Source organism: Tabrizicola sp., assembly GCF_041911175.1.
Classification (GTDB): Bacteria; Pseudomonadota; Alphaproteobacteria; order Rhodobacterales; family Rhodobacteraceae; genus Tabrizicola.
In genome coordinates this window covers 1-24,094 of record NZ_JAYRPN010000030.1, presented here as the reverse complement: position 1 = coordinate 24,094, position 24,094 = coordinate 1, and the positions used below count along the sequence as shown (strand labels likewise).

General features: G+C 66.0%; 21 protein-coding genes and 1 pseudogene. 8 read left to right on the top strand and 14 right to left on the bottom strand.

Going from position 1 to position 24,094, the window contains the following annotated elements:
- From ACE3P6_RS03925 to pgk, 6 genes are all read right to left on the bottom strand, one after another.
- A partial coding sequence (locus ACE3P6_RS03925) for a biotin/lipoyl-containing protein (protein ID WP_374391799.1) occupies positions 1–267 on the bottom strand: 267 nt, incomplete at its 3' end.
- Between the two features lie 9 nt (positions 268–276).
- Positions 277–1,644, bottom strand: a complete 1,368-nt coding sequence (locus tag ACE3P6_RS03920) for a pyruvate dehydrogenase complex E1 component subunit beta (protein WP_374391797.1) — start codon at positions 1,642–1,644, stop codon at positions 277–279.
- A 12-nt stretch (positions 1,645–1,656) separates the two neighbouring features.
- On the bottom strand, positions 1,657–2,643 hold the full coding sequence (gene pdhA, locus ACE3P6_RS03915) for a pyruvate dehydrogenase (acetyl-transferring) E1 component subunit alpha (protein ID WP_374391795.1): 987 nt from the start codon (positions 2,641–2,643) through the stop codon (positions 1,657–1,659).
- 297 nt (positions 2,644–2,940) lie between these two features.
- Positions 2,941–3,243, bottom strand: a complete 303-nt coding sequence (locus ACE3P6_RS03910; protein ID WP_374391793.1) for a septum formation initiator family protein — start codon at positions 3,241–3,243, stop codon at positions 2,941–2,943.
- A gap of 117 nt (positions 3,244–3,360) precedes the next feature.
- The gene (locus ACE3P6_RS03905) at positions 3,361–4,245 is read right to left on the bottom strand and encodes a fructose bisphosphate aldolase (protein WP_374391791.1); all 885 of its coding nucleotides are present in this window, start codon (positions 4,243–4,245) and stop codon (positions 3,361–3,363) included.
- Positions 4,246–4,294: 49 nt separating this feature from the next.
- Positions 4,295–5,485: a phosphoglycerate kinase gene (pgk, locus tag ACE3P6_RS03900; protein ID WP_374391789.1), complete on the bottom strand. Its 1,191-nt coding sequence runs from the start codon at positions 5,483–5,485 to the stop codon at positions 4,295–4,297.
- Positions 5,486–5,624: 139 nt separating this feature from the next.
- Here pgk and ACE3P6_RS03895 point away from each other — a divergent pair, with 139 nt between their 5' ends.
- Entirely contained in the window at positions 5,625–6,140 is a 516-nt protein-coding gene (locus ACE3P6_RS03895; protein ID WP_374391787.1) for a peptidylprolyl isomerase, read from the top strand.
- Complete coding sequence (locus ACE3P6_RS03890) at positions 6,127–6,723, top strand: peptidylprolyl isomerase (protein WP_374391785.1); 597 nt, start codon at positions 6,127–6,129, stop codon at positions 6,721–6,723. The genes ACE3P6_RS03895 and ACE3P6_RS03890 overlap by 14 nt, the downstream gene beginning before the upstream one ends.
- Before the next feature lie 37 nt (positions 6,724–6,760).
- Here the strand turns inward: ACE3P6_RS03890 and tyrS are convergent, their stop codons facing one another.
- Positions 6,761–8,011 (bottom strand): tyrosine--tRNA ligase, encoded by a 1,251-nt coding sequence (tyrS, locus tag ACE3P6_RS03885; protein WP_374391783.1) that lies wholly within the window; start codon positions 8,009–8,011, stop codon positions 6,761–6,763.
- Between the two features lie 55 nt (positions 8,012–8,066).
- Here tyrS and ACE3P6_RS03880 point away from each other — a divergent pair, with 55 nt between their 5' ends.
- A complete protein-coding gene (locus ACE3P6_RS03880; protein WP_374391781.1) occupies positions 8,067–9,164 on the top strand; it encodes an anhydro-N-acetylmuramic acid kinase in 1,098 nt (365 codons plus the stop codon).
- Here ACE3P6_RS03880 and rarD read toward each other — a convergent pair.
- From rarD to ACE3P6_RS03865, 3 genes are all read right to left on the bottom strand, one after another.
- Positions 9,148–10,071, bottom strand: a complete 924-nt coding sequence (rarD, locus tag ACE3P6_RS03875) for an EamA family transporter RarD (RefSeq protein ID WP_374391779.1) — start codon at positions 10,069–10,071, stop codon at positions 9,148–9,150. The genes ACE3P6_RS03880 and rarD overlap by 17 nt on opposite strands.
- A gap of 135 nt (positions 10,072–10,206) precedes the next feature.
- A complete protein-coding gene (locus tag ACE3P6_RS03870; protein WP_374391778.1) occupies positions 10,207–11,091 on the bottom strand; it encodes a fatty acid desaturase in 885 nt (294 codons plus the stop codon).
- Positions 11,092–11,204: 113 nt separating this feature from the next.
- Positions 11,205–11,735 carry a pseudouridine synthase gene (locus ACE3P6_RS03865; protein ID WP_374391777.1) on the bottom strand — a complete coding sequence of 177 codons (531 nt, stop codon included), beginning with the start codon at positions 11,733–11,735 and terminating at the stop codon, positions 11,205–11,207.
- Between the two features lie 167 nt (positions 11,736–11,902).
- On the opposite strand from ACE3P6_RS03865, the gene ACE3P6_RS03860 reads away from it, so the two are divergent.
- On the top strand, positions 11,903–12,961 hold the full coding sequence (locus ACE3P6_RS03860; protein ID WP_374391775.1) for an NAD(P)/FAD-dependent oxidoreductase: 1,059 nt from the start codon (positions 11,903–11,905) through the stop codon (positions 12,959–12,961).
- Between the two features lie 83 nt (positions 12,962–13,044).
- Here the strand turns inward: ACE3P6_RS03860 and eno are convergent, their stop codons facing one another.
- The 3 genes from eno to ACE3P6_RS03845 all read right to left on the bottom strand — a co-directional run bounded on the left by eno (position 13,045) and on the right by ACE3P6_RS03845 (position 16,207).
- Positions 13,045–14,322: a phosphopyruvate hydratase gene (gene eno / locus ACE3P6_RS03855; RefSeq protein WP_374391773.1), complete on the bottom strand. Its 1,278-nt coding sequence runs from the start codon at positions 14,320–14,322 to the stop codon at positions 13,045–13,047.
- A gap of 50 nt (positions 14,323–14,372) precedes the next feature.
- Positions 14,373–15,266, bottom strand: coding sequence for a DMT family transporter (locus tag ACE3P6_RS03850; protein ID WP_374391771.1), 894 nt, complete (start codon positions 15,264–15,266; stop codon positions 14,373–14,375).
- Positions 15,267–15,346: 80 nt separating this feature from the next.
- Entirely contained in the window at positions 15,347–16,207 is an 861-nt protein-coding gene (locus tag ACE3P6_RS03845) for a DUF533 domain-containing protein (protein WP_374391769.1), read from the bottom strand.
- 89 nt (positions 16,208–16,296) lie between these two features.
- Here ACE3P6_RS03845 and ACE3P6_RS03840 point away from each other — a divergent pair, with 89 nt between their 5' ends.
- The 4 genes from ACE3P6_RS03840 (at position 16,297) to ACE3P6_RS03825 (ending at position 23,268) form a co-directional block, all read left to right on the top strand.
- Positions 16,297–17,184, top strand: coding sequence for a DMT family transporter (locus ACE3P6_RS03840; protein ID WP_374391767.1), 888 nt, complete (start codon positions 16,297–16,299; stop codon positions 17,182–17,184).
- 470 nt (positions 17,185–17,654) lie between these two features.
- Entirely contained in the window at positions 17,655–21,344 is a 3,690-nt protein-coding gene (locus ACE3P6_RS03835; RefSeq protein WP_374391765.1) for a vitamin B12-dependent ribonucleotide reductase, read from the top strand.
- Positions 21,345–21,712: 368 nt separating this feature from the next.
- Entirely contained in the window at positions 21,713–22,711 is a 999-nt protein-coding gene (locus ACE3P6_RS03830) for an LLM class flavin-dependent oxidoreductase (RefSeq protein WP_374391763.1), read from the top strand.
- A gap of 149 nt (positions 22,712–22,860) precedes the next feature.
- Entirely contained in the window at positions 22,861–23,268 is a 408-nt protein-coding gene (locus tag ACE3P6_RS03825) for a Fur family transcriptional regulator (protein WP_374391761.1), read from the top strand.
- Here ACE3P6_RS03825 and ACE3P6_RS03820 read toward each other — a convergent pair.
- Positions 23,265–24,094: pseudogene (locus ACE3P6_RS03820) on the bottom strand (N-methylproline demethylase); the annotation flags it as partial. The gene ACE3P6_RS03825 and the pseudogene ACE3P6_RS03820 sit on opposite strands and share 4 nt — an antisense overlap.

Sequence of the window (24,094 nt, the reverse complement as noted above, 5' to 3'; positions counted from 1 at the left end):
GGCCGGCGCGGAATCGGCGCTTTCGCCCTCCTCCAGCAGGACGGCGATCGGGGTATTCACCTTCACGCCTGCCGTGCCTTCGGCCACCAGAATCCGGCCCATCACGCCATCATCCGCCGCCTCGAACTCCATCGTCGCCTTGTCGGTCTCGATCTCGGCGATCACCATGCCGGACTTCACCGCCTGGCCTTCCTTGACCAGCCATTTCGCCAGAGTCCCTTCCTCCATCGTCGGGGACAAGGCAGGCATCAGAATTTCGGTAGCCATGACTTCACCTCACCGATAGCAGACGGATTTGACGGCGGTGACGATCTCCGCCGGAGTGATCAGCGCGAACTTCTCCAGGTTCGCGGCATAGGGCATCGGCACATCCTTGCCGGTGCAGGTCACGACCGGGGCGTCCAGATAGTCGAACGCCTTCTGCATGATGGTCGAGGCCAGATGGTCGCCGATCGAGCCCACCGGGAAGCCTTCCTCGACCGTGACACAACGGTTGGTCTTCATCACCGAAGCCAGCACCGTGTCATAGTCGATGGGCCTGAGCGTGCGCAGGTTGACCACCTCGGCGCTGATCCCTTCGCCCGCCAGCACCTCTGCCGCCGCAAGGGCATGGGCAACCCCGATCCCGAAGCTGACAATGGTCACGTCCGACCCCGCCCGCATGATCGAGGCCTTGCCGAACGGCACCACGAAATCCGGGTCCGTGGGCACCTCGAAGGACCGCCCGTACATGATCTCGTTTTCCAGGAACACCACCGGGTTCGGGTCGCGGATCGCCGATTTCAGCAGCCCCTTCGCATCCGCCGCCGAATAGGGCATGCAGACCCGAAGCCCCGGGATCGCCGCATACCAGGCCGCATAATCCTGCGAATGCTGCGCCCCAACCCGCGCCGCCGCCCCGTTCGGGCCACGGAACACCATCGGCGAACCCATCTGGCCCCCCGACATGTACAGCGTCTTCGCCGCCGAGTTCAGGATATGGTCGATCGCCTGCATGGCGAAGTTGAAGGTCATGAACTCGACGATCGGCTTCAGGCCGCCCCAGCTTGCCCCCGTGGCGATCCCGGCAAAGCCCATCTCGGTGATCGGCGTGTCGACCACCCGGCGCGGCCCAAACTCGTCCAGCAGCCCCTGGGAAATCTTGTAGGCGCCCTGATACTCGCCCACCTCTTCCCCCATCAGGAAGACCGTCGGATCGGCCCGCATCTCTTCGGCCATCGCCTCGCGCAGCGCCTCGCGCACAGTCATCGTCTTCGTCGGGCCCTCGGGCAGATCGGAATGCGGCCAGCCAGAGGTTGCAACCACCGTAGGTCGGGGTTCACCCCGACTCTCCACCGCCGCAACCGGAGCCGCCGCCACTTCCGCAACCGCAACCGCCGGGGCCACGTCGCTCACGCTTTCCCCATCCTCGACCAGCACCGCAATCGGCGTGTTGACCTTCACCCCGGCGGTCCCTTCGGCGATCAGGATTTTCCCGACCACCCCCTCGTCGACCGCCTCGAACTCCATCGTCGCCTTGTCGGTCTCGATCTCTGCCAGGATCTGTCCCGACTTGACCGTATCGCCTTCCTTCACCAGCCATTTGGCCAGCGTGCCTTCCTCCATCGTCGGGGAAAGTGCGGGCATAAGGACTTGAGTTGCCATGATTTCCCCTCCTCAGGCGTAAATATCGGTCCAGAGTTCCGCATTCGGTGGCTCCGGGCTTTCCTTGGCGAACTCGGCGCTCTCGTTGACGATCGCCTTGATCTCCTTGTCGATGGCCTTCAGCTCCTCATCCGAAGCGAGGCCGCCCTGCGTCAGCAAATCGCGCACATGCTCGATGCAGTCCTTCTCGGTCTTGATTTTCTCGACCTCTTCCCGCGTCCGGTATTTCGCCGGGTCCGACATCGAATGCCCGCGATAGCGGTAGGTCATCATTTCCAGGATGTAGGGGCCTTTCCCGGCCCGGCAGTGCGCCACCGCCTTCTCGCCCGCGGCCTTCACCGCCAGCACGTCCATCCCATCCACCTGCTCGCCCGGGATGCCATAGGCCACACCGCGCCCGAACAGCGTTTCCGACTTGGTCGACCGTTTCATCGAGGTGCCCATGGCATACTGGTTGTTCTCGATGACGAAGATCACCGGAAGCTCCCACAGCTCCGCCATGTTGTAGGTCTCGTAGACCTGGCCCTGGTTCGCCGCGCCGTCGCCGAAATAGGTGAAGGTCACGTTGTCATTGCCAAGATACTTGTCGGCAAAGGCCAGCCCGGCGCCCAGCGGCACCTGAGCGCCAACAATCCCGTGCCCGCCGTAGAAATGTTTCTCTTTCGAGAACATGTGCATCGAGCCGCCCTTGCCCTTGGAATAGCCGCCGATGCGCCCGGTCAGTTCCGCCATCACGCCCTTGGCGTCCATCCCGGCCGCAAGCATGTGCCCGTGGTCACGGTAGCTGGTGATCCGCTTGTCGCCTTCCTTGGCGGCAGCCTCCAGCCCCACGACAACCGCTTCCTGCCCGATATACAGGTGGCAGAAGCCGCCGATCAGCCCCATGCCATACAGCTGGCCCGCCTTCTCCTCGAAGCGGCGGATCAGCAGCATCTCGCGGTAATATTTCAGCAAGTCGTCCTTCGAGACATTCGGTCTCGCGTCGGGCTTCTTCGCCATCGGGTTCCTCCCAGGCTGTTTGCAGCTGCAGAAAATGGTTTAGTATTAAACCATCCATACAACATCGGTGTTTATTGGGTCAAAAGGATTCTCCTGCCCTCGCGTCACGCAGGCAACATGGCACCCATGCGCAAAAGGAAAGGCTCACCCGGACGGATTGCCCCCCGATTCGTGTTTCAAGGTTAACACCAGCTGGCCCATACGCGCGTATGTATGAAAGCCAGACGGATTCCAGATGGAAGGAAGATACCCGGAAAACCAGTTGCGCCGGCAGATTACCCCAGCGTTCGCAATCCCTTAGCGGATCGCGATCTCATCCGCTCGCATATAGCCCAGCACGTCCCGCGTTTGCTGGTCCAGAAGGTCGAGGTCCAGGTAGTCGTCCGACAGCCGGTGCGTCAGGTTCTGGATTTCCCCCAACTCCGCCGTCAGCTTGTCACGCTCGGCCCGCAGTCCCTCCGCCTCGGCATTGATCGCGACCCGGGCGAACATGCCATAGTCGCCCTGCACGGCGGCAAAGGTGAAATAAAGCCCAAGCCCGCAGGCCACGACCAGATAGGCCAGCCCGCCGAAACCGCGTTGAGTGTGAACTGCCGACATGCGCCCTTCTCCGGCCCCTCTGCCGGGGGCCTGGCCGAATCATGCCACATCGCGAATCGCTTGTGAATCCTGAAAATGCATCCCGCTCAAAGACTTGAGCGGGACGGCAAGCCACCCTCAGGTGATCGAGGCCGCATGGATGCTGTCGACCGCGTTCTTCAGCACCTTGTCGAACTCGGCCTCGGTCTGCTTGGCCGAAAGCCCCTCGCTCAGCGCTCGGCTGAAGCTGGCGATGATCCCGTGGTTCTGTGCAAGGATCTGGTTCGCCGCCTCGCGCGAATGCCCGCCCGACAGCGCGACCACCTTCAAGACCTTCGGATGCTTGACCAGCGGCTGATAGAAATCCGGCACCGTCGGCAGCGACAGCTTCAGCATCACCTGACCCTCAACCCCTTCCAGCGCCTTCAGAATTTCCTCCTGCAGGATCGCCTCCGCCTCGGCCTTGTCACTGATCGAGATCGTGACTTCCGGCTCCAGGATCGGCATCAGCCCATGCGCCGCGACCTGCCGCCCGATGTCGAACTGCTGCGCCACGATCGCCGCAATCCCCTTGCGGTTCGCCGCGTTGATCACCGAGCGTTCCTTGGTCCCGTAGACCCCGGCCTTCACCGCGCGGGCCAGCAGCGCATCCAGCCCCGGCATCGGCTTCATCAGCTGGACGCCGTCCGCTTCCGCCTCCAACCCCTTGTCGATCTTCAGGAAAGGCACCACCCCGCGCTTGTCCCACAGGTAGGTCGCGGTCGGAATGCCGTCGACCTTGCGGTCCATCGTCTGCTCGAACAGGATCGCCCCCACCACCTTGTCGCCGGTAAAGGCCGGGGACTGGATGATCCGCGCCCGCATCGCGTGGATCAGGTCGAACATCTGTTCTTCGCCGGAATATTCGCTTTCCGAAACTCCGTATTGCTTCAGGGCCTTGGGGGTCGACCCGCCCGACTGGTCCAGGGCCGCGATAAAGCCCCGTCCGGCGCGCATCTGTTCGGTCATCTTCGCGTTGGTCATGTCCGTCTCCCGTTGTCCCTTGCAGCCATAGCCCTGAAGCCCCGTCCGCTCAAGCCATCAGCGCCTTGACCCCCGGCAGCTCCTTGCCCTCCATCCATTCCAGGAAGGCACCGCCCGCAGTCGAGATGAAGGTGAAATCTTCCGCCGCCCCCGCCGCGTTCAGTGCTGCCACCGTATCGCCGCCGCCCGCCACGGAAATGAGCTTGCCCTCACGCGTCAGCCGCGCCGCTACCTGCGCTGCCGCAAAAGTCGCGGCATTGAACGGCTCGATCTCGAACGCCCCCAAAGGACCGTTCCAGATCAAGGTCTTGGCGGATGCGAACACGCCTTCCAGCTCTTTCACCGTCTGCGGTCCCGCATCCAGGATCATCGCATCCGGCGGGCATTTGTGGACGCTCACGACATGCGCCTCCGCGCCCGACTTGAACTCCCGAGCCACCACCACATCGACCGGTAGATGGATCTGGCAGCCCGCCTTCTGCGCCCGGTGCCGGATTTCCCGCGCCGTCTCCGCCATCTCGCGCTCGGCCAGAGATTGCCCCACCTCGATCCCCTCGGCCACGAGGAAGGTATTCGCCATCCCGCCACCGATCACCAAATGGTCGACCTTGGTCACCAGATTGGCCAGCAGCTCGATCTTGGTCGAGACCTTCGCCCCGCCCACCACCGCCACCACCGGCCGCTTGGGCGACCCCAGCGCCGCCTCCAGCGCACGCAGTTCCGCCTCCATCAGCCGCCCCGCAGCCGAGGGTAGAAGCCGCGCCAGCCCCTCGGTCGAGGCATGCGCCCGGTGCGCCGCCGAAAACGCATCATTCACAAAGACTTGCCCGAGGGCCGCCATCTGCGCCGCCAGCTCGGGATCGTTCTTTTCCTCGCCCGGATGGAAGCGGGTGTTCTCCAGCAGCACCACGTCCGATGGCCCGGCCTTCGCAATCGCGCCCGAAGCCGCCTCGCCGACGCAATCGGCCCCGAACACCACCTTGCGCCCCAGCGACCCGGCCAGCGCGTCGACGACATGGCGTAGGCTCATCTCCGGCACGACCTTGCCTTTCGGTCGGTCGAAATGCGCCAGCAGCACGGGCTTCCCGCCCTTGGCGACGATCGCATCCACCGTCGGCTTGATCTTGTCGATCCGGGTCATGTCCGTCACCCGGCCCGCTTCCATCGGTACGTTGATGTCGACCCGCACCAGCACCGTCTTGCCCTTAAGGTCCATGTCGTCCAGCGTTTTCCAGGGCATCGCGTTCTCCATCCATTTGGGGTCTCTCCGCTTTTGGCCCTCCGATCACGGTCCCGTCAACCGCTTAGCGCTCTTTGCCCTTTCCTTGAGCGGACGCCGCCGCTACGGTCGCGCCCGACCGAAACTTGAGGAACCCCCGATGGCCGACATCAAGGACCCCGAAAACACCATCATCCTGACGCTGAAGGACGGCGAAGTGGTGATCGAACTGCTCGCCGAGGTGGCGCCCAAACATGCCGAGCGGATGAAGCAGCTTGCCCGCGACAAGGCCTATGACAACGTGGCCTTCCACCGGGTGATCGACGGCTTCATGGCCCAGACCGGCGATGTGGAGAACGCCAACATGGCCTCCCCCAGCTACAACCCGCGGCGGGCGGGGACGGGCGGCTCGCAATACCCTGATCTGCCTGCGGAATTCTCCAAGCTGCCGCATGACCGGGGTACCCTTGGCGCCGCGCGGTCGCAGAACCCGAATTCGGCGAACAGCCAGTTTTTCATCAACTTCCGCGACAACCATTTCCTGAACGGCCAGTACACGGTCTATGGCCGTGTGATCAGCGGGATGGAGCATGTCGACAAGATCGTGAAGGGCGAGCCGCCGCAGAACCCCGACCGCATGATCACTGTCAGGGTGGCGTCCGATGTCCAGGCTTGATCGCATCCTCGCAGGCGGGCTTTTCGCCGCCGGTCTCGCCGTCGTCGTGGGCTACGGCATCTCGCAATCGGCGCTGGCGCAGGCCACCGACGGCCCCGGCCCCAATCTGACGATCGAAGTCGCAGGCGCCGCCAACGGCACCGTGGTCATCGACCTCTTGCCAGACTTCGCCCCCCAGCATGTCGCTCAGATCGTCGCACTTGCCAAGGAAGGCGCCTATGACAACGTGGTCTTCCACCGCGTGATCGACGGCTTCATGGCCCAGACCGGCGACGTGCAATACGGCAAGGCGGGCGGAGACCTGTCGATGGCTGGCATGGGTGGTTCGGACAAGCCCGACATCCCGGCCGAGTTCACCGACAAGCTTTCGTTTCAGCGCGGCGTCGTCGGCATGGCCCGCGCCCAGGACCCGAACAGCGCGAACAGCCAGTTCTTCATCACCTTCGGCGACGCCAGCTTCCTCGACGGGCAATATACCATCGTCGGCAACGTGATCTCCGGCATGGATGTGGTCGACAAGATCCAGCGCGGCGAGCCGCCTGCGACCCCGGACGTGATGACCAAGGTCACGGTCCAGGAGTGACGCAAGGCAGGGTGGGCAATCTGCCCACCCTTCCATCTCACCCCAGCACCACCAGCGCGTGCCGCTTCTTTCCTGCCGTCAGCTTCATCGGCTCGGCCAGGTGGCTTGCGCCATAGCGCAGCGCGCTGTCGGTGACGATCTCGTCGTTCACCTTCGCCCCGCCTTCCGCGATCAGCCGTTTGGCATCCTTGCCGCTGGCCGCAAGGCCCGCGCGCACGAACAACTGCACGATCCCCACGCCCTCGGCCAGTTCCCCCGGCTCCAGCGTGATTGTCGGCAGGTCGTCCCCGATCCCGCCCTTCTCGAACACTTCCCGCGCCGTGGCTTCCGCCGCCGCCGCCGCATCGGCCCCATGCAACAGCGTCGTCACCGCATTGGCCAGCACGATCTTCGCCTGGTTGATCTCGGACCCGCCAAGCGCGCCAAGCCGGTCGCATTCGGCCACCGGCAATTCGGTGTAAAGCTTCAGGAAGCGCCCCACATCGGCATCCGTCGTGTTCCGCCAGAACTGCCAGAACTCGTAGGGGCTGAAGAGATCACCGTTCAACCAGACCGCGCCCGACTGGCTCTTGCCCATCTTCTTCCCGTCGCTCGTCGTGAGAAGCGGAGAAGTCAGGCCATAGACCTCGCCGTCGATCACCCGCCGCGTCAGGTCCACCCCGTTGACGATATTGCCCCACTGGTCCGACCCGCCCATCTGCAACAGGCAACCATAGCGGCGATGCAGCTCCAGGAAGTCATAGGCCTGCAGGATCATGTAGTTGAATTCCAGGAACGACAGCGATTGCTCGCGGTCCAGCCGGGACTTCACGCTCTCGAAGGACAGCATCCGGTTGACACTGAAATGCCGCCCGATGTCGCGCAGGAAGCCTATGTAGTTCAGCGCGTCCAGCCATTCGGCGTTGTTGACCATGATCGCATCGGTCGGCCCGTCGCCGAAGGTCACATAGGGCGAGAACGCCCGCTTGATCCCCTCGATGTTCGCCGCGATCTGCGCATCGGTCAGCAGCGGGCGCTCGTCGGCCCGGAACGACGGGTCGCCGATCTTGGTCGTGCCCCCGCCCATCAGCACGATGGGCTTGCCGCCGGTCTTCTGCAGCCAGCGCAGCATCATGATCTGGATCAGGCTGCCGACATGCAGGCTGGTCGCCGTCGCGTCGAAGCCGATGTATCCCGGCAGCACATCCTTCACCAATGCCTCGTCAAGCGCCTGATAATCCGTGCAATCGGCAACAAAGCCGCGCTCGAACATCACACGCATGAAGTCAGATTTCGGATGGTAGTTCATGGCCGCCTCGGATTAGGATGCGGGCGGTATATCTTCGCGTGGGTGACAAGGGAAGATGCGGAAGGACGGGGCTTTGTGGGCACTCGGCACCATGTCCGGCACTTCGCTGGACGGCGTCGACGCAGCGATGATCAAGACCGACGGCCACGCGGTCTTCGCCTTCGGTCCCTCCGCCTACCGCCCCTACAGCCCCGACGAACAGGACACCCTCCGCGCCGCCTTGGGCCAATGGCCCGGCGACCCCCAGGTCCAGGCCGCCGCCGAAGTGGTCGAGACCGCCCATGCCGAAGTCCTCGCCCGCTTCTCCGGCGCCGAGCTGTTGGGCTTCCACGGCCAGACCCTCGCGCATGACCCGAAGGGCCGGGGCACCCACCAATGCGGCAACGGGGCGCTTCTGGCGCAGCTCCTCGGCCTGCCCACGGTCTGGGATTTCCGTTCCTCCGACGTGACCATCGGCGGGCAGGGCGCGCCGCTTGCCCCCTTCTACCACTACGCGCTCGCCCGCCACATCGGCGCGACCGAGCCCCTGGCCTTCCTCAACCTCGGCGGCGTCGGCAACCTGACCTGGATCGACCCCACCGCCCCCGGCCCGGAAAGCCCCGGCGCGCTGATGGCCTTCGACACCGGCCCCGCCAACGCCCCGATCAACGACCTTATGCGCGACCGGCTTGGCCTGGCCCATGACGAAGGCGGTGCGCGTGCGGCGCAAGGCGAGGCCGACGAAGACTTCGTCACCTCGGTCCTGAAGGACCCCTGGTTCGACGCCCAGCCGCCGAAATCGCTTGACCGCAACGACTTCGCGGGCCTCATCGACCGGCTGGAGATGTTGTCTGACGCCGACGCCGCCGCGACCCTGACCGCCATCGCCGCCGCTTCCGTCGCCGCCGCGCAGATCCACTTCCCCGCCCCCGTGACCCGCATCCTCGTCACCGGCGGCGGCCGTCACAACCCCACCCTGATGGCAGAACTCCGCCGCCGCATCCCCTGCCCGATCCTTCCGGTCGAGGATGTGGGCCTCGACGGCGACATGCTGGAAGCCCAGGCCTTCGCCTTCCTCGCCGTCCGCGTCCTGCGCAAGATGGCGACCTCCGGCCCCGACACCACCGGCGCGCCCGCCCTTGTCGGCGGCGGCCAGATCAGCCGGCCCGATTGAGCCGCCCGGCCAGGATCGGCGCCGAATAGATCACCAGCGCCGCCCAGATCAGGCCGAACGCCAGCAGCTTCACCTTGCTGAACGGCTCGTCGAAGATGAAGACCGCGGTCAGGAAGATCATCGTCGGCGCGATGTATTGCATGATCGCGATGGTCGACAGCGTCAGCCGCTTGGCCCCGTTGGCATAGACCATCAGCGGCACCGCCGTCACCAGCCCGCAGCCCAGAAGCAGCAGATCGTCCAGCGCCACGCCCTGCCGGAAATGCGACGTGCCCTGCGCCGCCACCCAGACCATGTAGCCAACCGCCGGGATCAGCAGGATCAGCACCTCCAGCGTGAAGCCCTGGTTCGGCCCGATCGGCAACCGCTTCTTCAGATAGGCATAGAACCCCCAGGTCAGCGTCAGCCCCAGCGCCACCACCGGCAGCCGCCCGGCCTCCCAGGTCAGGATGCCCACTGCCACCACGGCAAGGGCAATCGCCACCATCTGCAACCGCCCCATCCGCTCGCCCAGCAGAACCGCGCCCAGGAAGATGGAAAACAGCGGGTTGATGTAATACCCCAGCGCCGCATCCAGCGCGTGCCCGGAGCCGATGGCCCAGACATAGATCCCCCAGTTCACGCTGATCAGCGCCGCCGTCATCGCGCCCATGCCCAGCATCCGGGGCGAGGTCAGCGCCGCCCGCAGGTCCGCCGTCCGCCCCGTCCACCACAGCACCGCCAGCGCCACCGGGATCGACCACACCACCCGATGCGCGATCACCTCGGGCGGCGGGACATGCGCCAGCGCCTTCATGTAAAGCGGCAGGAACCCCCACAGCAGATAGGCCGTCAGCGCATAGAGAAAGCCCGAAAGGCTGTCGCCGCTCGTCGCAGCGGGGCGGGGCAGGGCAGGGGTATCGCTCATGGCGCGGACCCTAGCCAATCCCCCCGCAGACAACCACCCCCGATCTTGTGCCCCGCACAATCGCAGCCTTTCATACTGGCGCAAATATCCCCGCCGGAGGCATCCACCGACCACAACCGTCGACCGGCCAAAGCCTCAAAGCCGCCGCGCCAGATAGTCCCTGGTGAAGGCCGCATAGCCCTCGGCCGTCACCCGCAGCTCGGCCTTGATCAGCCCGTGCACCTGCGGCAGGCGGTGGAAGGGGACGGTCGGCCAGACGTGGTGTTCCACATGATAGGGCATGTTCCACGCGAGCCACCGCATGAGCGCCGTGGTGAAGGTCGTCCGCGTGTTCTCGAACATGTTCACGACCTCCGGGCAGTCGCCATGCTCGGCCAGCAAGTAAAGACGCAGGAACGGCTGCCCCAGCAGCACCGGCACCAGCCAGACCCACAAGAGCACGGGCGACCAAAGCAGCGACAGCGCGGCCAGCCCGTAGACCCCCGCCATCCAGCGCGCCTCGGTCACCACCCGCGCCTTCGCGCCCTCGGCCACGAAGTCCTCCGTCACCCGCCCCGCCACCAGCCGCGCCATCAGCCGCACCTCGCTGATCCAGTACGGCACGCCCGAAACATGCCAGACCCAGGCCCGCAAGGTCGCGGGCTTCGGCCCCGCCAGCTCGGGGTCCTTTCCCGGCAGGTTGGTCCAGCGGTGATGCGCCATGTGGAAGGCGCGGAACCATTCGAAGGGCAGGACCAGCAACACCCCGCACAGCCGCCCGACCCAGTCGTTCAGCCAGACCGAGCGGAACGGCGTCCGGTGCGTCGCCTCATGCTCCAGCGTGAACAGGAAGACGATCAGCATCCCCTGCACCGGCATCAGTGCCCACCACCCCGGCACGCCCGCCGCGATCAGCCCGCCCACCGCGACAATCGCCCCCAGATGTCCCGCCAGATGCCAGAGCCCCGGCCCGTCCGACCGTTCCGTCATCGCCTCGCGCAGGTCGGCGGGCAGGGCGGACAGGAACGCCTTGTGGTCCATCGGTCAGGCTCCCTCACGCAGGGAAACCTGCCCTTGCAGGTCCGCAGGCTCGATCATTTCGCCGAAACCGGCGTCTCGCCTTGGCCCTCCGAAGCGGATGATCTGCGCCGCCGTCATGCCTCCCTCCATTCCCCGGGCGCGAGCCCCTCCAGCGTCCAGTCCCCCACCCGCCAGCGGATCAGCCGCAGACAGGGCAGTCCCACCGCCGCACACATCCGCCGCACCTGCCGGTTCCGCCCCTCGCGGATCGTGAGTTCGATCCAGCCGTCCGGCACCGTCTTCCTGACCCGGATCGGCGGCACCCGCGGCCAGAGCCATGCGGGTTCCGCCAGCCCCCGGGCCTTCGCCGGAAGCGTCGGCCCATCGTTCAACTCCACGCCCTCCCGCAACCGCTCCAGCGCGGCCTCGCTCACCACCCCCTCGACCTGCGCCAGATAGGTCTTCTCCAGCTTGAACTTCGGGTCCGCGATCCGCGCCTGCAAGCGCCCGTCATCGGTCAGCACCAGCAGCCCCTCGCTGTCCCGGTCCAGCCGCCCCGCCGGATAGACCCCCTTCATCGGCACGAAATCCGCCAGCACCGCCCGCTCCCCCTCGCGGGAAAACTGGCAGAGCACGTCATAGGGTTTGTTGAGGAGGATCAGCATACCGCAGACCTAGCGCAAAGCCGGGGCAGGGGGAAAGCGCTCAAGCGCCCCGAAACCCCGCCCCGGACTTGATCCGGGCCTCTCCCATCACCAGGAGGCCCCGGATCAAGCCCGGGGCGGGGCGCGCGGCATGGACATCGGCCCGCCTGCCATGCCACCTTCCGCCCATGACCCAAACCCTGATCATCGGCGCAGGCATCACCGGCGCAACCCTCGCCTACCAGCTCGCGCGCCGGGGAGAGGCCGCGGCCATCATCTCCACCCATGCCGAAGGCGGCCTCGCCTCGACGGCCAGCTTCGGCTGGCTCAACGCCTCCTATTTCCTCAGCCACCCGCACTACCGCCTGCGCCACGAAAGCCTCGCCGCCCACCGCCGGTTGAGCAAGGCGCTTCCCGGCCTGCCGACCAGCTGGCAGGGCTGTCTCTGGTACGAAGCGACCGGCGACGCGCAAGACGAAACCGCCAACGACCTTCTGGCCCTCGGCTACAAGGTCCAGCGCCTGACCCGAACCCAGATCGCCGACCGCCTGCCAGCCCTCGGCCCCGTCCCTGAAACCGCGCTCTTCTTCCCCGAGGAAGGCGTCGCCGACCCCGCCATCCTGGCCCGCGCGCTGATCGAAGCCTCTGGCGCCAAGGTGATCCGCGCCACGGTCCAGTCCGTGACGGAAGAAAGGGGCAGGACAACCGGCGTCGTGACCGATCTTGGCCCGTTCGAGGCCGACCGCGTGATCCTTTGCACCGGCACCGGCACGCCCGCGCTCCTGGAGCCCTTCGGCTATACCCTCCCGATGCTGAAGCGCCCCGGCCTGATGGTCGTAACCAATCCCCTGCCGCCGATCTGTCCGGTGGTCCTCGCCACCCCCGACCAGGAGGTCCGGCAGGACGCCGAAGGCCACCTGATCGCCCCCGCCTCCGCCGCACACCAGTCCGACCATGCCGAGACGCTGGGGTCGTTCCCCGTGGTGGTGAACGCCACCCTCACACGCCTGCGCGCCCTCTTTCCGGGGCAAGAGATCCACTTCACCCATCAGGCAATGGCGATGCGCCCGGTCCCCGGTGACGGCCTGCCGGTGGTGGGGCAGGGGCCGATCCCAGGCCTCTGGATCGCCGTCATGCATTCCGGCGCGACGCTCGCCCCCGTGGTGGCAGAACTGCTGGCCGAAGAGATCACCGGCGGCCCCGACAGCCCGCTTCTCGCCCACTTCCGCCCGGCACGCTTCCAATAGAAACGGGCGCCCCATCACTGGGAACGCCCGCAAATCTTTTCGAAAAGATTTGCAAGGATTTTCGAAGATCCTTGCTCAGCCCCTCAGCCCTTCAGCACCGACCGCCCGGCATATTCCGCCGTCTCGCCCAGCAGTTCCTCGATGCGGATCAGCTGGTTGTACTTGGCGAGGCGATCCGACCGCGACAGCGACCCGGTCTTGATCTGCCCGCAATTCGTGGCGACGGCGAGGTCGGCAATCGTGCTGTCCTCCGTCTCGCCCGAACGATGGCTCATCACGTTGGTGTAGCCCGCCCGATGCGCCATATCGACGGCCTGCAGCGTCTCGGTCAGGGTGCCGATCTGGTTGACCTTCACCAGCATGGAATTGGCGACGCCCTTCCTGATCCCCTCGGCCAGACGGCGCGGGTTGGTCACGAACAGGTCGTCGCCCACCAGCTGGATCTTCGACCCCAGCGCCTCGGTCAGCATCTTCCATCCGTCCCAGTCATCCTCGGCCATGCCATCCTCGATCGAGATGATCGGATAGTCGCTGCACAGCCCCGCCAGGAATTCGACGTTCTCGATCGAGGACAGCGACTTGCCCTCGCCCTTCATCTCGTAGCGACCGCCCTTGAAATACTCCGTCGCCGCGCAGTCGAGTGCGAGGTAGATATCCTCACCCGCCTTGTAGCCCGCCTTCTCGATGGATTTCAGAATGAAATCAAGCGCGTCGCGGGAGGAGTTCAGGTTCGGTGCGAAGCCGCCCTCGTCGCCGATCCCGGTGTTGTGGCCCGCGTTCTGCAGTTCCTTCTTCAGCGTGTGGAACACTTCCGACCCCATCCGCACCGCCTCGCGGATGTCGGAGGCGCCGACCGGCATGATCATGAATTCCTGGATGTCGATCGGGTTGTCGGCATGTTCGCCGCCGTTGATGATGTTCATCATAGGCACCGGCAGCACCCGCGCCGAAGTTCCCCCGACGTAGCGATACAAAGGCTGCGCCGTGAACTCCGCCGCCGCCTTCGCCACCGCCAGCGACACCCCAAGGATCGCGTTCGCCCCAAGGCGGGACTTGTTCGGCGTCCCGTCCATCTCGATCATCGTGCGGTCGATCCCGACCTGTTCCGTCGCGTCGAACCCCACCAGCTCCTCGGCCAGCTCGCCGTTCACCGCCGCGACCGCCTCCAGCACGCCCTTGCCCTTGTAGCGCGCCTTGTCGCCGTCCCGCCGCTCGTTCGCCTCATGCGCGCCGGTCGAGGCGCCCGAGGGCACCGCGGCCCGGCCCATGCTGCCGTCTTCCAGCGTGACGTCCACCTCGACCGTCGGGTTGCCCCGGCTGTCCAGGATTTCGCGGGCGTGAATGTCGATGATCGTGCTCATGGGGTTTCCTCAGGGCCGAATGGGTGCTCTCAAAGGCCCTTTACCCCGGCTCAGGCCACAGGGGAAGCGCGTTTGCGCGCGCGGGCAAAGGCGTAAAGCCCCGAGCCGACGACGATCCCTGCGCCCAAGAGCGTCGTACCCGCCGGGCGTTCGCTCAGGAAGACCATCGCAATCGCCATCGCGAAGACCAGCCGGGTATAGCGGAAGGGTGCCACGACCGAGACCTCGCCCAGCCGCATCGCCGCCACCACCGCGTAATAGCCGAACAATCCCGAAACCAGCGCGCCCCCCAGCCCCGCCCATTGCCCCGGCGTGGGCGGCACGAAGCCCTGTCCCATCCCCGCCATCAGCGCCACACCGGCGGGCACCAGCCCCAGATAGGCCCAGGTCGCGACCTGGAACGTCCCGATCCGCGCGGGCATCACCCGTGTCGTCAGGTCGCGCACCGCCAGCACCAGAACGCAGGCCACCGTCAGAAGGCCCGTCGGATCAAACCCCGCCCCCCAGGGCTCCAGGATCACCAGCACGCCTGCGAACCCCACCAGGATCGAGGCCCAGCGACGCCAGCCCACAGTCTCGCCCAGAAACAGCGCCGCCCCGGCGACCACCACCAGCGGCGAGGCTTGCAGCAGCGCCGAAGTCATCGTCAGCGGCGCCAGAGCCAGCGCCAGGATGTACAGCACCGCCGCCACCGCCTCGGACAGCGTCCGCGCCAGGGGCATTCCCCGCAGCGCCTCCATCGACAGGATCGGCTGGCGTTGCCCGGCGGCCAGCGCCCAGAACACACAGGCCCCCGCCGCCCCGGTCAGGGCCAGCACCTGACCGGGCGGCAAGGCCTCGGCGGACCGCTTCAGGAACAGGTCCTCGACCGCGAAGAAGGCCATCGAGGCGACCATCGTCAGCGCGGCGCGGGTGTTGTCGGCCGCAGGTGTCGCGGGGGGCATGGCAGGCTCCAAAGGGGCGGACAGCGCCAAGGCCTACAATGCCCGCGCAAGGAAGGAAACCCTGCGAAACCGCTGACTTGTTACCGATACAAGCGCGGCGCCCCCGCCTTGTCATGGATCGCATTCGCCTGATCGGGCGAGATATCCAGCGCCCCCGCCAGCTTGTTCAGGTATTCCGCCTCGGCCTTCTGGTCCAGGTCGATCGCCATCAACGACACCATGTAGATCTGCGGCTCCAGCCCCGCCGGGACCGACCGCGCAAGACCTTCGACATCGACCGGACGGTTCAACTCGGCCTGCACCGCCTGCACCTCGCTCTGGTCGGCGTCGCCCATCGCCTTCACCAGCCGCGCGCGCTCCTCGTCATCCAGCTCGCCATCGCATTTCACCGCCTGGATCACCGCCCGCAGCATCAGCGCCGCCGAGAGTTCCTCCTCACGCTCCGGTTCCGGCAGGGAGATCGGGCCGGTGCGCAAGGTGCCGCCACCACCGCCTGCCTTGTCGCCCAACACCTGATCCAAGAGGTCGCCCACCCCGCCGCTGCTCTCGCTCCGGGTCGGCCGGGTCGGGCGCGGCTGTTCCGTCGTCCGCCCGCGCCCGGTCAATTCGCCCAAGAGGTCGTCCAGCCCGCCCTTCGGCGCCGTCGCGCGGGGCGACTGCCGCTTCTGCCCGGAGATCTGCTCCAGAAGATCCCCCAGGCCTCCGCCCGACTGCCCCCCGTCGGCCACGCCGCCCCCCGAGCTTCGCCCCGAGGACCGCCCGCTGCGCAGCACATCGCCCATCATGTCTTCCAGCCCGCCGGACGAGCCGGTGTCAATCCGCGTCCCGCGCCCTGCGCTGACCGTGCCGGACGATCCCGACGATCCTTTCGTCAGCGCGGACACCCCCTTCGCGATGGCGATGCCGATCGCCACCTTCAATAACGTCTTGCCGATACCCATCACGCACCTCACTGGTTTGGCGTCGCCGACAGCCTTCCTTGCCGCCGCCCGCCGGTCAATGCAAAAGGGGCGCGGGGCAGGGGGGAAAGATGCGCAAATCGAAACTCGATGGGGCCGGGGTCGCCATGCTTCTGGGGGTGCAGGGCCTCCTCGCCGTCAACCAGGTCATCATCAAGCTGGTGAATGCAGGCCTGCAGCCGGTGTTCTTCGCCGGTCTGCGGTCGCTTCTCGCCGTGGGCTTCGTCTGGGCCTGGCTCGCCTGGAAGGGCCGTCCGCCCCGCCTGCGCCGCGAGGCCTGGGGCACGGGCCTCCTGATCGGGGCACTCTTCGCGGCCGAGTTCCTGTTCCTTTTCCTCGCACTCGACCTCACCACCGTCGGTCGCTCGTCCCTCATCATGTATTCGATGCCGGTCTGGTTCTCGCTGCTGGCCCACTTCGGCCTGGGCGAGCGGATCACAGGACCCAAGGCCGCAGGGCTGGCGCTGGCCTTCGCAGGCTGCGCCGTGGCGATCCTGTCGCGGCCGCCCAGCGGCGAGGCAAGCCTTGCGGGCGATCTCTGCGCCCTGGGGGCTGCCTGGGGCTGGGCGCTGACCGCCTATATCGCGCGCCGCCCGGTGATGCGCGCCGAGGGGCCGGAGATGCAGCTTTTCTGGATGGTCCTCGTCTCCGCCCCGATCCTGCTTCTCGCCGCGCCCGCCTTCGGACCCCTGATCCGCGACCTGCACCCCCTACATATTGTGGGTCTTCTCTTCCAATCCTCTATTGTCGTCGCCGGGGGCTTTATCGCCTGGCTCTGGCTCCTCTCGGTCTACCCGGCCTCGACCGTGGCCTCGTTTTCCTTCCTGACCCCCATCCTCGCGCTTGTCCTCGGCTCGCTCCTCTTCGGCGAAACCATCGGCCCCGCGATTCTCCTCGCCGCTGCACTGGCCGCCGCCGGGATCGTGCTGATCAACCGCCCCGCGACCCCTCGTCACTGAGGCGCAGGCCCAAGGAATCGCTTCGTTAACGCGCAGGCAGCCCTGTGGGCCGGTGAAGGCCGTCCGCCAAACGGGCCGCAAGGCTGGCAAATCCGACGCTCTTCACAAACTGCGCGAAGATTGTCCCCAGAGCTGTCCACACGCGGCATCGCGCGCCGCTGACATCGCCGTGATGTGACCGAAAAAGCGTCAAGCCGAAAATCTTGCGGATGGGTAAATTTATCCGTTGATCGGGCCCGCGGATTACGACACTTTGACGAAGCAGCGACGAAGACCACTAAATCTTGTGTTGCGGCGGGACAGGCAAAACGACCCACACAAAGGGCATCCCAATCGGATGCGACCCTCTTGACGGCGCGCACCGTCAGGACCGGTAGCGTGTTGCCAAACGCCGCGATGCGGGGGCGGACCTCGTGGATTTGAAACATCAAACGCCCGGTTTCAGGGCGCAATAACAGGAGATCAGGGGCATGAAGATCGAGCGGAAGTTCACCAGCGAAGCCACCGGTGCCTATGGGGCGATGGGTTTCGTCCTCACCACCTCGGAAATCCGCAACCCGGACGGCAAGATCGTCTTCCGCAACGAGGCGGTCGAAGTGCCCGAGGGCTGGAGCCAGGTCGCCAGCGACGTGCTCGCCCAGAAGTATTTCCGCAAGGCAGGCGTCCCGGCTGTGTTGAAGCGCGTCAAGGAAAAGGGCGTCCCCGACTTCCTCTGGCGCTCGGTCCCCGATCAGGACGCGCTGGCGCAACTCCCCGAAGACAAGCGCATGGTCGGTGAAACCTCCGCCAAGCAGGTCTTCGACCGTCTGGCAGGCGCCTGGGCCTATTGGGGCTGGAAGGGCGGCTACTTCACCTCTGAGGCCGATGCGAAAGCCTACTACGACGAGATGCGCTACATGCTGGCCCGCCAAATGGCCGCGCCGAACAGCCCGCAGTGGTTCAACACCGGCCTGCATTGGGCCTATGGCATCGACGGCCCGTCGCAGGGCCACTTCTACGTCGACCACGCCACCGGCAAGCTGACCAAGTCGGCCAGCGCCTACGAACACCCCCAGCCCCACGCCTGCTTCATCCAGTCGGTCAAGGACGACCTGGTGGGTGATGGCGGCATCATGGACCTCTGGGTGCGCGAGGCGCGGCTCTTCAAATACGGCTCCGGCACCGGCACCAACTTCTCCTCGCTCCGCGGCGAAGGCGAGAAACTCTCGGGCGGCGGCAAGTCCTCCGGCCTGATGGGCTTCCTGAAGATCGGCGACCGCGCGGCGGGGGCGATCAAATCCGGTGGCACCACCCGCCGCGCCGCAAAGATGGTGATCATCGACACCGACCACCCCGACATCGAGGATTTCATCAACTGGAAGGTCATCGAGGAGCAGAAGGTTGCCTCCCTCGTCGCCGGATCGAAGATGCATGAGGCCCGCCTCAACGACATCTTCGCCGCGATCAAGGGCTTTGACGGCAGCGTCGAAGTTGCGACCGACCCGGCGGCCAACCCGGCCCTGAAAGCCGCGATCAAGGCCGCCAAGAAGGCGATGATCCCCGACACCTACACCAACCGCGTGCTGCAATATGCGCGGCAGGGCTTCACATCGATCGAGTTCCCGACCTACGACACCGACTGGGACAGCGAGGCCTATATCTCCGTCTCCGGCCAGAACTCCAACAACTCGGTCCGCGTGACCGACGCCTTCCTCGACGCGGTCAAGCACGACAAACCCTGGGAGCTGATCCGCCGCACCGACGGCAAGGTCGCCAAGACCGTCTCGGCCCGCGATCTCTGGGACCAGATCGGCCACGCCGCCTGGGCCTGCGCCGACCCCGGCATCCAGTTCCACGACACCGTCAACGCCTGGCACACCTGCCCCGAAGACGGCGCGATCCGGGGTTCCAACCCCTGCTCGGAATACATGTTCCTCGACGACACCGCCTGCAACCTGGCGTCGATGAACCTCCTGACCTTCTACGCCAATGGCAAATTCGACGCCGAGGCCTATGTCCACGCCACAAGGCTCTGGACCGTGACTCTCGAAATCTCGGTGATGATGGCGCAATTCCCGTCGCAGGAAATCGCCCAGCTCAGCTATGACTTCCGTACCCTCGGCCTCGGCTACGCCAACATTGGCGGCCTCCTGATGAACATGGGCCTTGGCTACGACTCCGACGAAGGCCGCGCCCTCTGCGGAGCGCTCACCGCGATCATGACCGGCGTGACCTATGCCACCTCCGCCGAAATGGCCAAGGAACTCGGGCCGTTTTCGGGCTATGACCGGAACAAGCAGCACATGCTGCGTGTCATCCGCAACCACCGCGCGGCGGCGCATGGCACGGCCTATGAGGGCTTGAACGTCCCCGCCGTCGCCCTCGACCACGCGAACTGTCCCGACCAAGCCCTTGTCCAGCTTGCGAAATCCGCCTGGGACGAGGCCCTGCGCCTTGGGCAAGAACACGGCTACCGCAACGCCCAGACCACCGTGATCGCCCCCACCGGCACCATCGGCCTGGTGATGGACTGCGACACCACCGGCATCGAGCCCGACTTCGCCCTGGTCAAGTTCAAGAAACTGGCGGGCGGCGGCTACTTCAAGATCATCAACCAGTCGGTCCCCGCGGCCCTCGAAACCCTCGGCTATTCCACCTCCCAGGCCGCCGAGATCGTCGCCTATGCCGTCGGCCACGGCTCGCTCGGCCAGGCCCCTTCGATCAACCACACCGCGCTGATCGGCCACGGCTTCGGCCCCCGCGAGATCGAGAAGATCGAGGCCGCGCTCCCCTCCGCCTTCGACATCCGCTTCGTCTTCAACCAGTGGACCCTGGGCGAAGACTTCTGCAAAGGCACCCTCGGCATCCCCGCCGAGAAACTGGCCGACCCGACCTTCGACCTCCTGCGCCACCTCGGCTTCACCAAGGCCCAGATCGACGCCGCCAACGACCATGTCTGCGGCACGATGACGCTCGAAGGCGCGCCGCACCTGAAACCGGAACACCTGAACGTCTTCGACTGTGCCAACCCTTGCGGCAAGACCGGCAAGCGCTTCCTGTCGGTGGAAAGCCACATCACCATGATGGCCGCCGCGCAAAGCTTCATCTCCGGCGCGATCTCCAAGACCATCAACATGCCGAACAACGCCACCATCGCGGAAACGCTGGCGGCCTATGAGCTTTCCCACTCGCTCGGCATCAAGGCCAATGCGCTCTATCGTGACGGCTCCAAGCTCTCCCAACCCCTCGCCGCCGCCCTGATCGAGGACGACGAAGAGGCCGAGGAAGTGCTGACCAACGGCTCGACGATGGAGAAGGCGCAAGTCATCGCCGAGAAGATCGTCGAGAAGGTGATCGTCAAGGAGCTGATCTCCCGCCACCGCGAGAAACTGCCGGAACGCCGCAAGGGCTATACCCAGAAGGCCATCGTCGGCGGCCACAAGGTCTATCTCCGCACCGGGGAATATGCCGACGGCTCCCTGGGCGAGATCTTCATCGACATGCACAAGGAAGGCGCGGGCTTCCGGGCGATGATGAACAACTTCGCCATCGCGGTCTCGGTCGGCCTGCAATACGGCGTGCCGCTGGACGAATTCGTCGAAGCCTTCACCTTCACCCGGTTCGAGCCCGCCGGCATGGTCCAGGGCAACGACTCGGTGAAGAACGCGACCTCGATCCTCGACTACATCTTCCGCGAGCTGGCGATCAGCTACCTCGACCGCACCGACCTCGCCCATGTCGCCCCGAAAGGCGCGTCCTTCGACGAGCTTGGCCGCGGCGACGAGGAAGGCAAGCGCAACATCGCCGAGCCCAGCGAAAGCGCCGCCTCCAAGTCGCTGGAGGTGCTGAAGCAGATTTCCTCCACCGGCTACCTGCGCAAGCGCCTGCCGCAGGAGCTTGTGGTGCTGCAGGGCGGGCAGGGGATGACGGCCTTCGGCGGCGGCCTCGCCACCGGAACCGACAGCGCCGCACCACTGGCCGCGATGGTCTCCGAAACGCGAGTCTCCGGCTTCTCGGAAACCACCTCGACCTTCGCCCTCGGGGCCAATGACGCCCGCACCAAGGCAAAGCTGCAAGGCTACACCGGCGACAGCTGCGCCGAATGCGGCAACTACACGCTGGTGCGGAACGGCACCTGCCTGAAGTGCAACAGCTGCGGCTCGACGACGGGGTGCAGCTGAGTCACCCAGCGCCACCTGTCATCCCCGCGAAGGCGGGGAACCCTTGCAAGCGCAGAGGCCGTTCCAATGAACGGCCTTTGATCTTCACTGGGGCCAAACCTCCCCCCACTGTCATCCCCGCGAAGGCGGGGATCCATTCTTTTGAACCGCCGCTCCATGACCCAACTGGATCCCCGCCTTCGCGGGGATGACAGTCACGGCAAATAGTGAGCGTCCGCTCAATGACGATGCAAAGGCACCGGACCCATCCCCATCGTAGGGTGCGCTACAGCGCACCGTCCGCAGGTGCGCTGTAGCGCACCCTACGCCAACGACCCCCTTCTCCCCACCGCCCGCAATGCTTACCTCTGCACCAAGCGGAGGCCCCCATGCAGCACTATTCCTACCTCGACCTGGCCCCGATCCCCGAAGGCCAGACCGCCGCCCAGGCGCTCAAATCCACCGTCGACCTCGCCCAGGCCGCCGAGAAGGTCGGCTTCCACCGCTACTGGCTGGCCGAGCATCACAACATGCCCGGCATCGCCTCCGCCGCGACTCCGGTGCTGATCGGCCATGTCGCTGGTCACACCAAGACCATGCGCATCGGCGCGGGCGGGATCATGTTGCCGAACCACTCCCCCCTCGTCGTGGCCGAAGAGTTCGGCACCCTTGCCACCCTCTACCCGAACCGGATCGACCTCGGCCTCGGCCGCGCTCCCGGCACCGACATGGTCACCGCCCGGGCTCTCCGCCGCCATATGGCGCAAGAAGATACCTTCCCCCAGGACGTGCAGGAACTGATCGGCTACCTCGGCGACACCCCCAGCGCGGTGCAAGCCATCCCCGGCACCGGCACCAACGTCCCCATCTGGATCCTCGGCTCCAGCACCTTCGGCGCGCAACTGGCCGCCTACCTTGGTCTCCCCTATGCCTTCGCCTCGCATTTCGCGCCCACCCACCTGGACGAGGCGCTGGAGGTCTACCGCCGTACCTTCCGTCCCTCCGACCGCCTTGCCAAACCGCATGTCATGATCGCGATCGGTGTCTCCGCCGCCGCAACAGACGCGGAGGCAACCTACCTCCGCTCCTCCCAACTCCTCGCCTTCGCGCGCCTGCGCACCGGACGCCCCGGCCAGCTCCCGCTCCCGACCAACGACCTCAGCGACATCCCCGAGCCAATCCTCGCACAGGCGCGCTACGCGCTCTCCTGCTCCGCCGTAGGCTCTCCCGAAACCGTGCGCGAGCAACTGACCGCCCTCATCGCCCGCCACCGCCCGGACGAGGTGATGATCACCGGCATGATGCACGATCCCGCCGCCCGCGTCCGCTCCCTGGAGATCGCGGCCAGCATCCTGTCAGACCTGACCACCCCTGCCGCAGCCGCCTGAAACGCCGTGAAAACGGGCTACGGGAAAGTGTTAAGGCCACCCTAACAGAAAATCGCAAGTCATTGGAATTGCTGATTTCCCAAAGTTTGTCCACCGTGGACACTCCCACAGGATTTGACCCCGCCCCCCCCACCCGCTACCATTCTCCCATGAAGCAGACCCCCGCCCAGGCCCTCCGCGACACCGGAGTCCGTGTGACTCGCCAGCGGGAGGCGCTCCTCAAGGTCCTGACCGAAGCCCGCGATCACCCCGACGCCGCCGAACTGCACCGCCGGGCGCGGACCCTCGACGACAGCCTCTCCCTCGCCACCGTCTACCGCACCCTCTCGGTCCTCGAACGGGAAGGCGTCGTCCTCCGCCTCGCCCTCGAAAACGGCGGGGCCAGGTACGAGGTCGCCGACGCCCCCCACCACGACCACATCGTCGACCTCGACAGCGGCCAGATCACCGAGTTCCGCTCCGAGAAGATCGAACAGCTCCAGCGCGAGATCGCCGCCGAACTCGGCTACGAGATCGTCCATCACCGGATGGAGCTGTACTGCCGGAAGCGGACCTAGACGGTCCTCACCAGCCGCAGCGCATCATAGATCGCCGCGTGGGTGTTCCGCGCCTCCACGGCATCCCCGATCCGGTAGAGCTGGAAGCCGTCGACCGAAGGCTGCGCCCGCCCGTCGATCATCGCCTCGTAGTCCACCGCCCCCTTGTTCCCCGACAGCGGTTTCAGCTCGAAATAGACGTCGGCCAAGGGCAGGGTCCCCGCGTTCACCACCACCTGATCATAGACCGCCGTCTTGTCGAGCTTCATGTAGTCGGACCCGACGGTGGCTTTCAGCTGGTTCCCCTCTTTCTCCACCGCCAAAAGCCGGTAGGTGACGGTGAAGGTCACGTCCTTGTCCTGCATCGCCCGCATGTAGGGCACCAGGTTCATCGCCATCACCTCCGGCGCGAAGCTGCGGTCGCGGGTCATCACCTCGACCTTGGACCCCGCCTCGGCGATCACCTGCGCGGCTTGCAAGGCCGAGTGATCCCCCGCGTCGTCGTAGAGCAGCACATTCGCCCCCGGCTTCACATCGCCCGAGATGATGTCCCAGGACGAGACCACCAGGTCGCTGCCCCCCGACAGGATATCCGTCTGCGGCATCCCCCCGGTCGCGATCACCACCACGTCGGGGTTTTCGGCCAGCACATCCCCGGCCTCGGCCCAGGTGTTGAAGCGGAACTCCACCCCCCTGGCGGCGCACTGGGCCATGCGCCAGTCGATGATCCCGATCATCTCCGCCCGCCGCTTCGATTGTGCCGTCAAGCGGATCTGCCCGCCGGGCCGGTCGGCGACTTCGAAGACCACGACCGAATGGCCGCGCTCGGCGGCCACCCTTGCGGCCT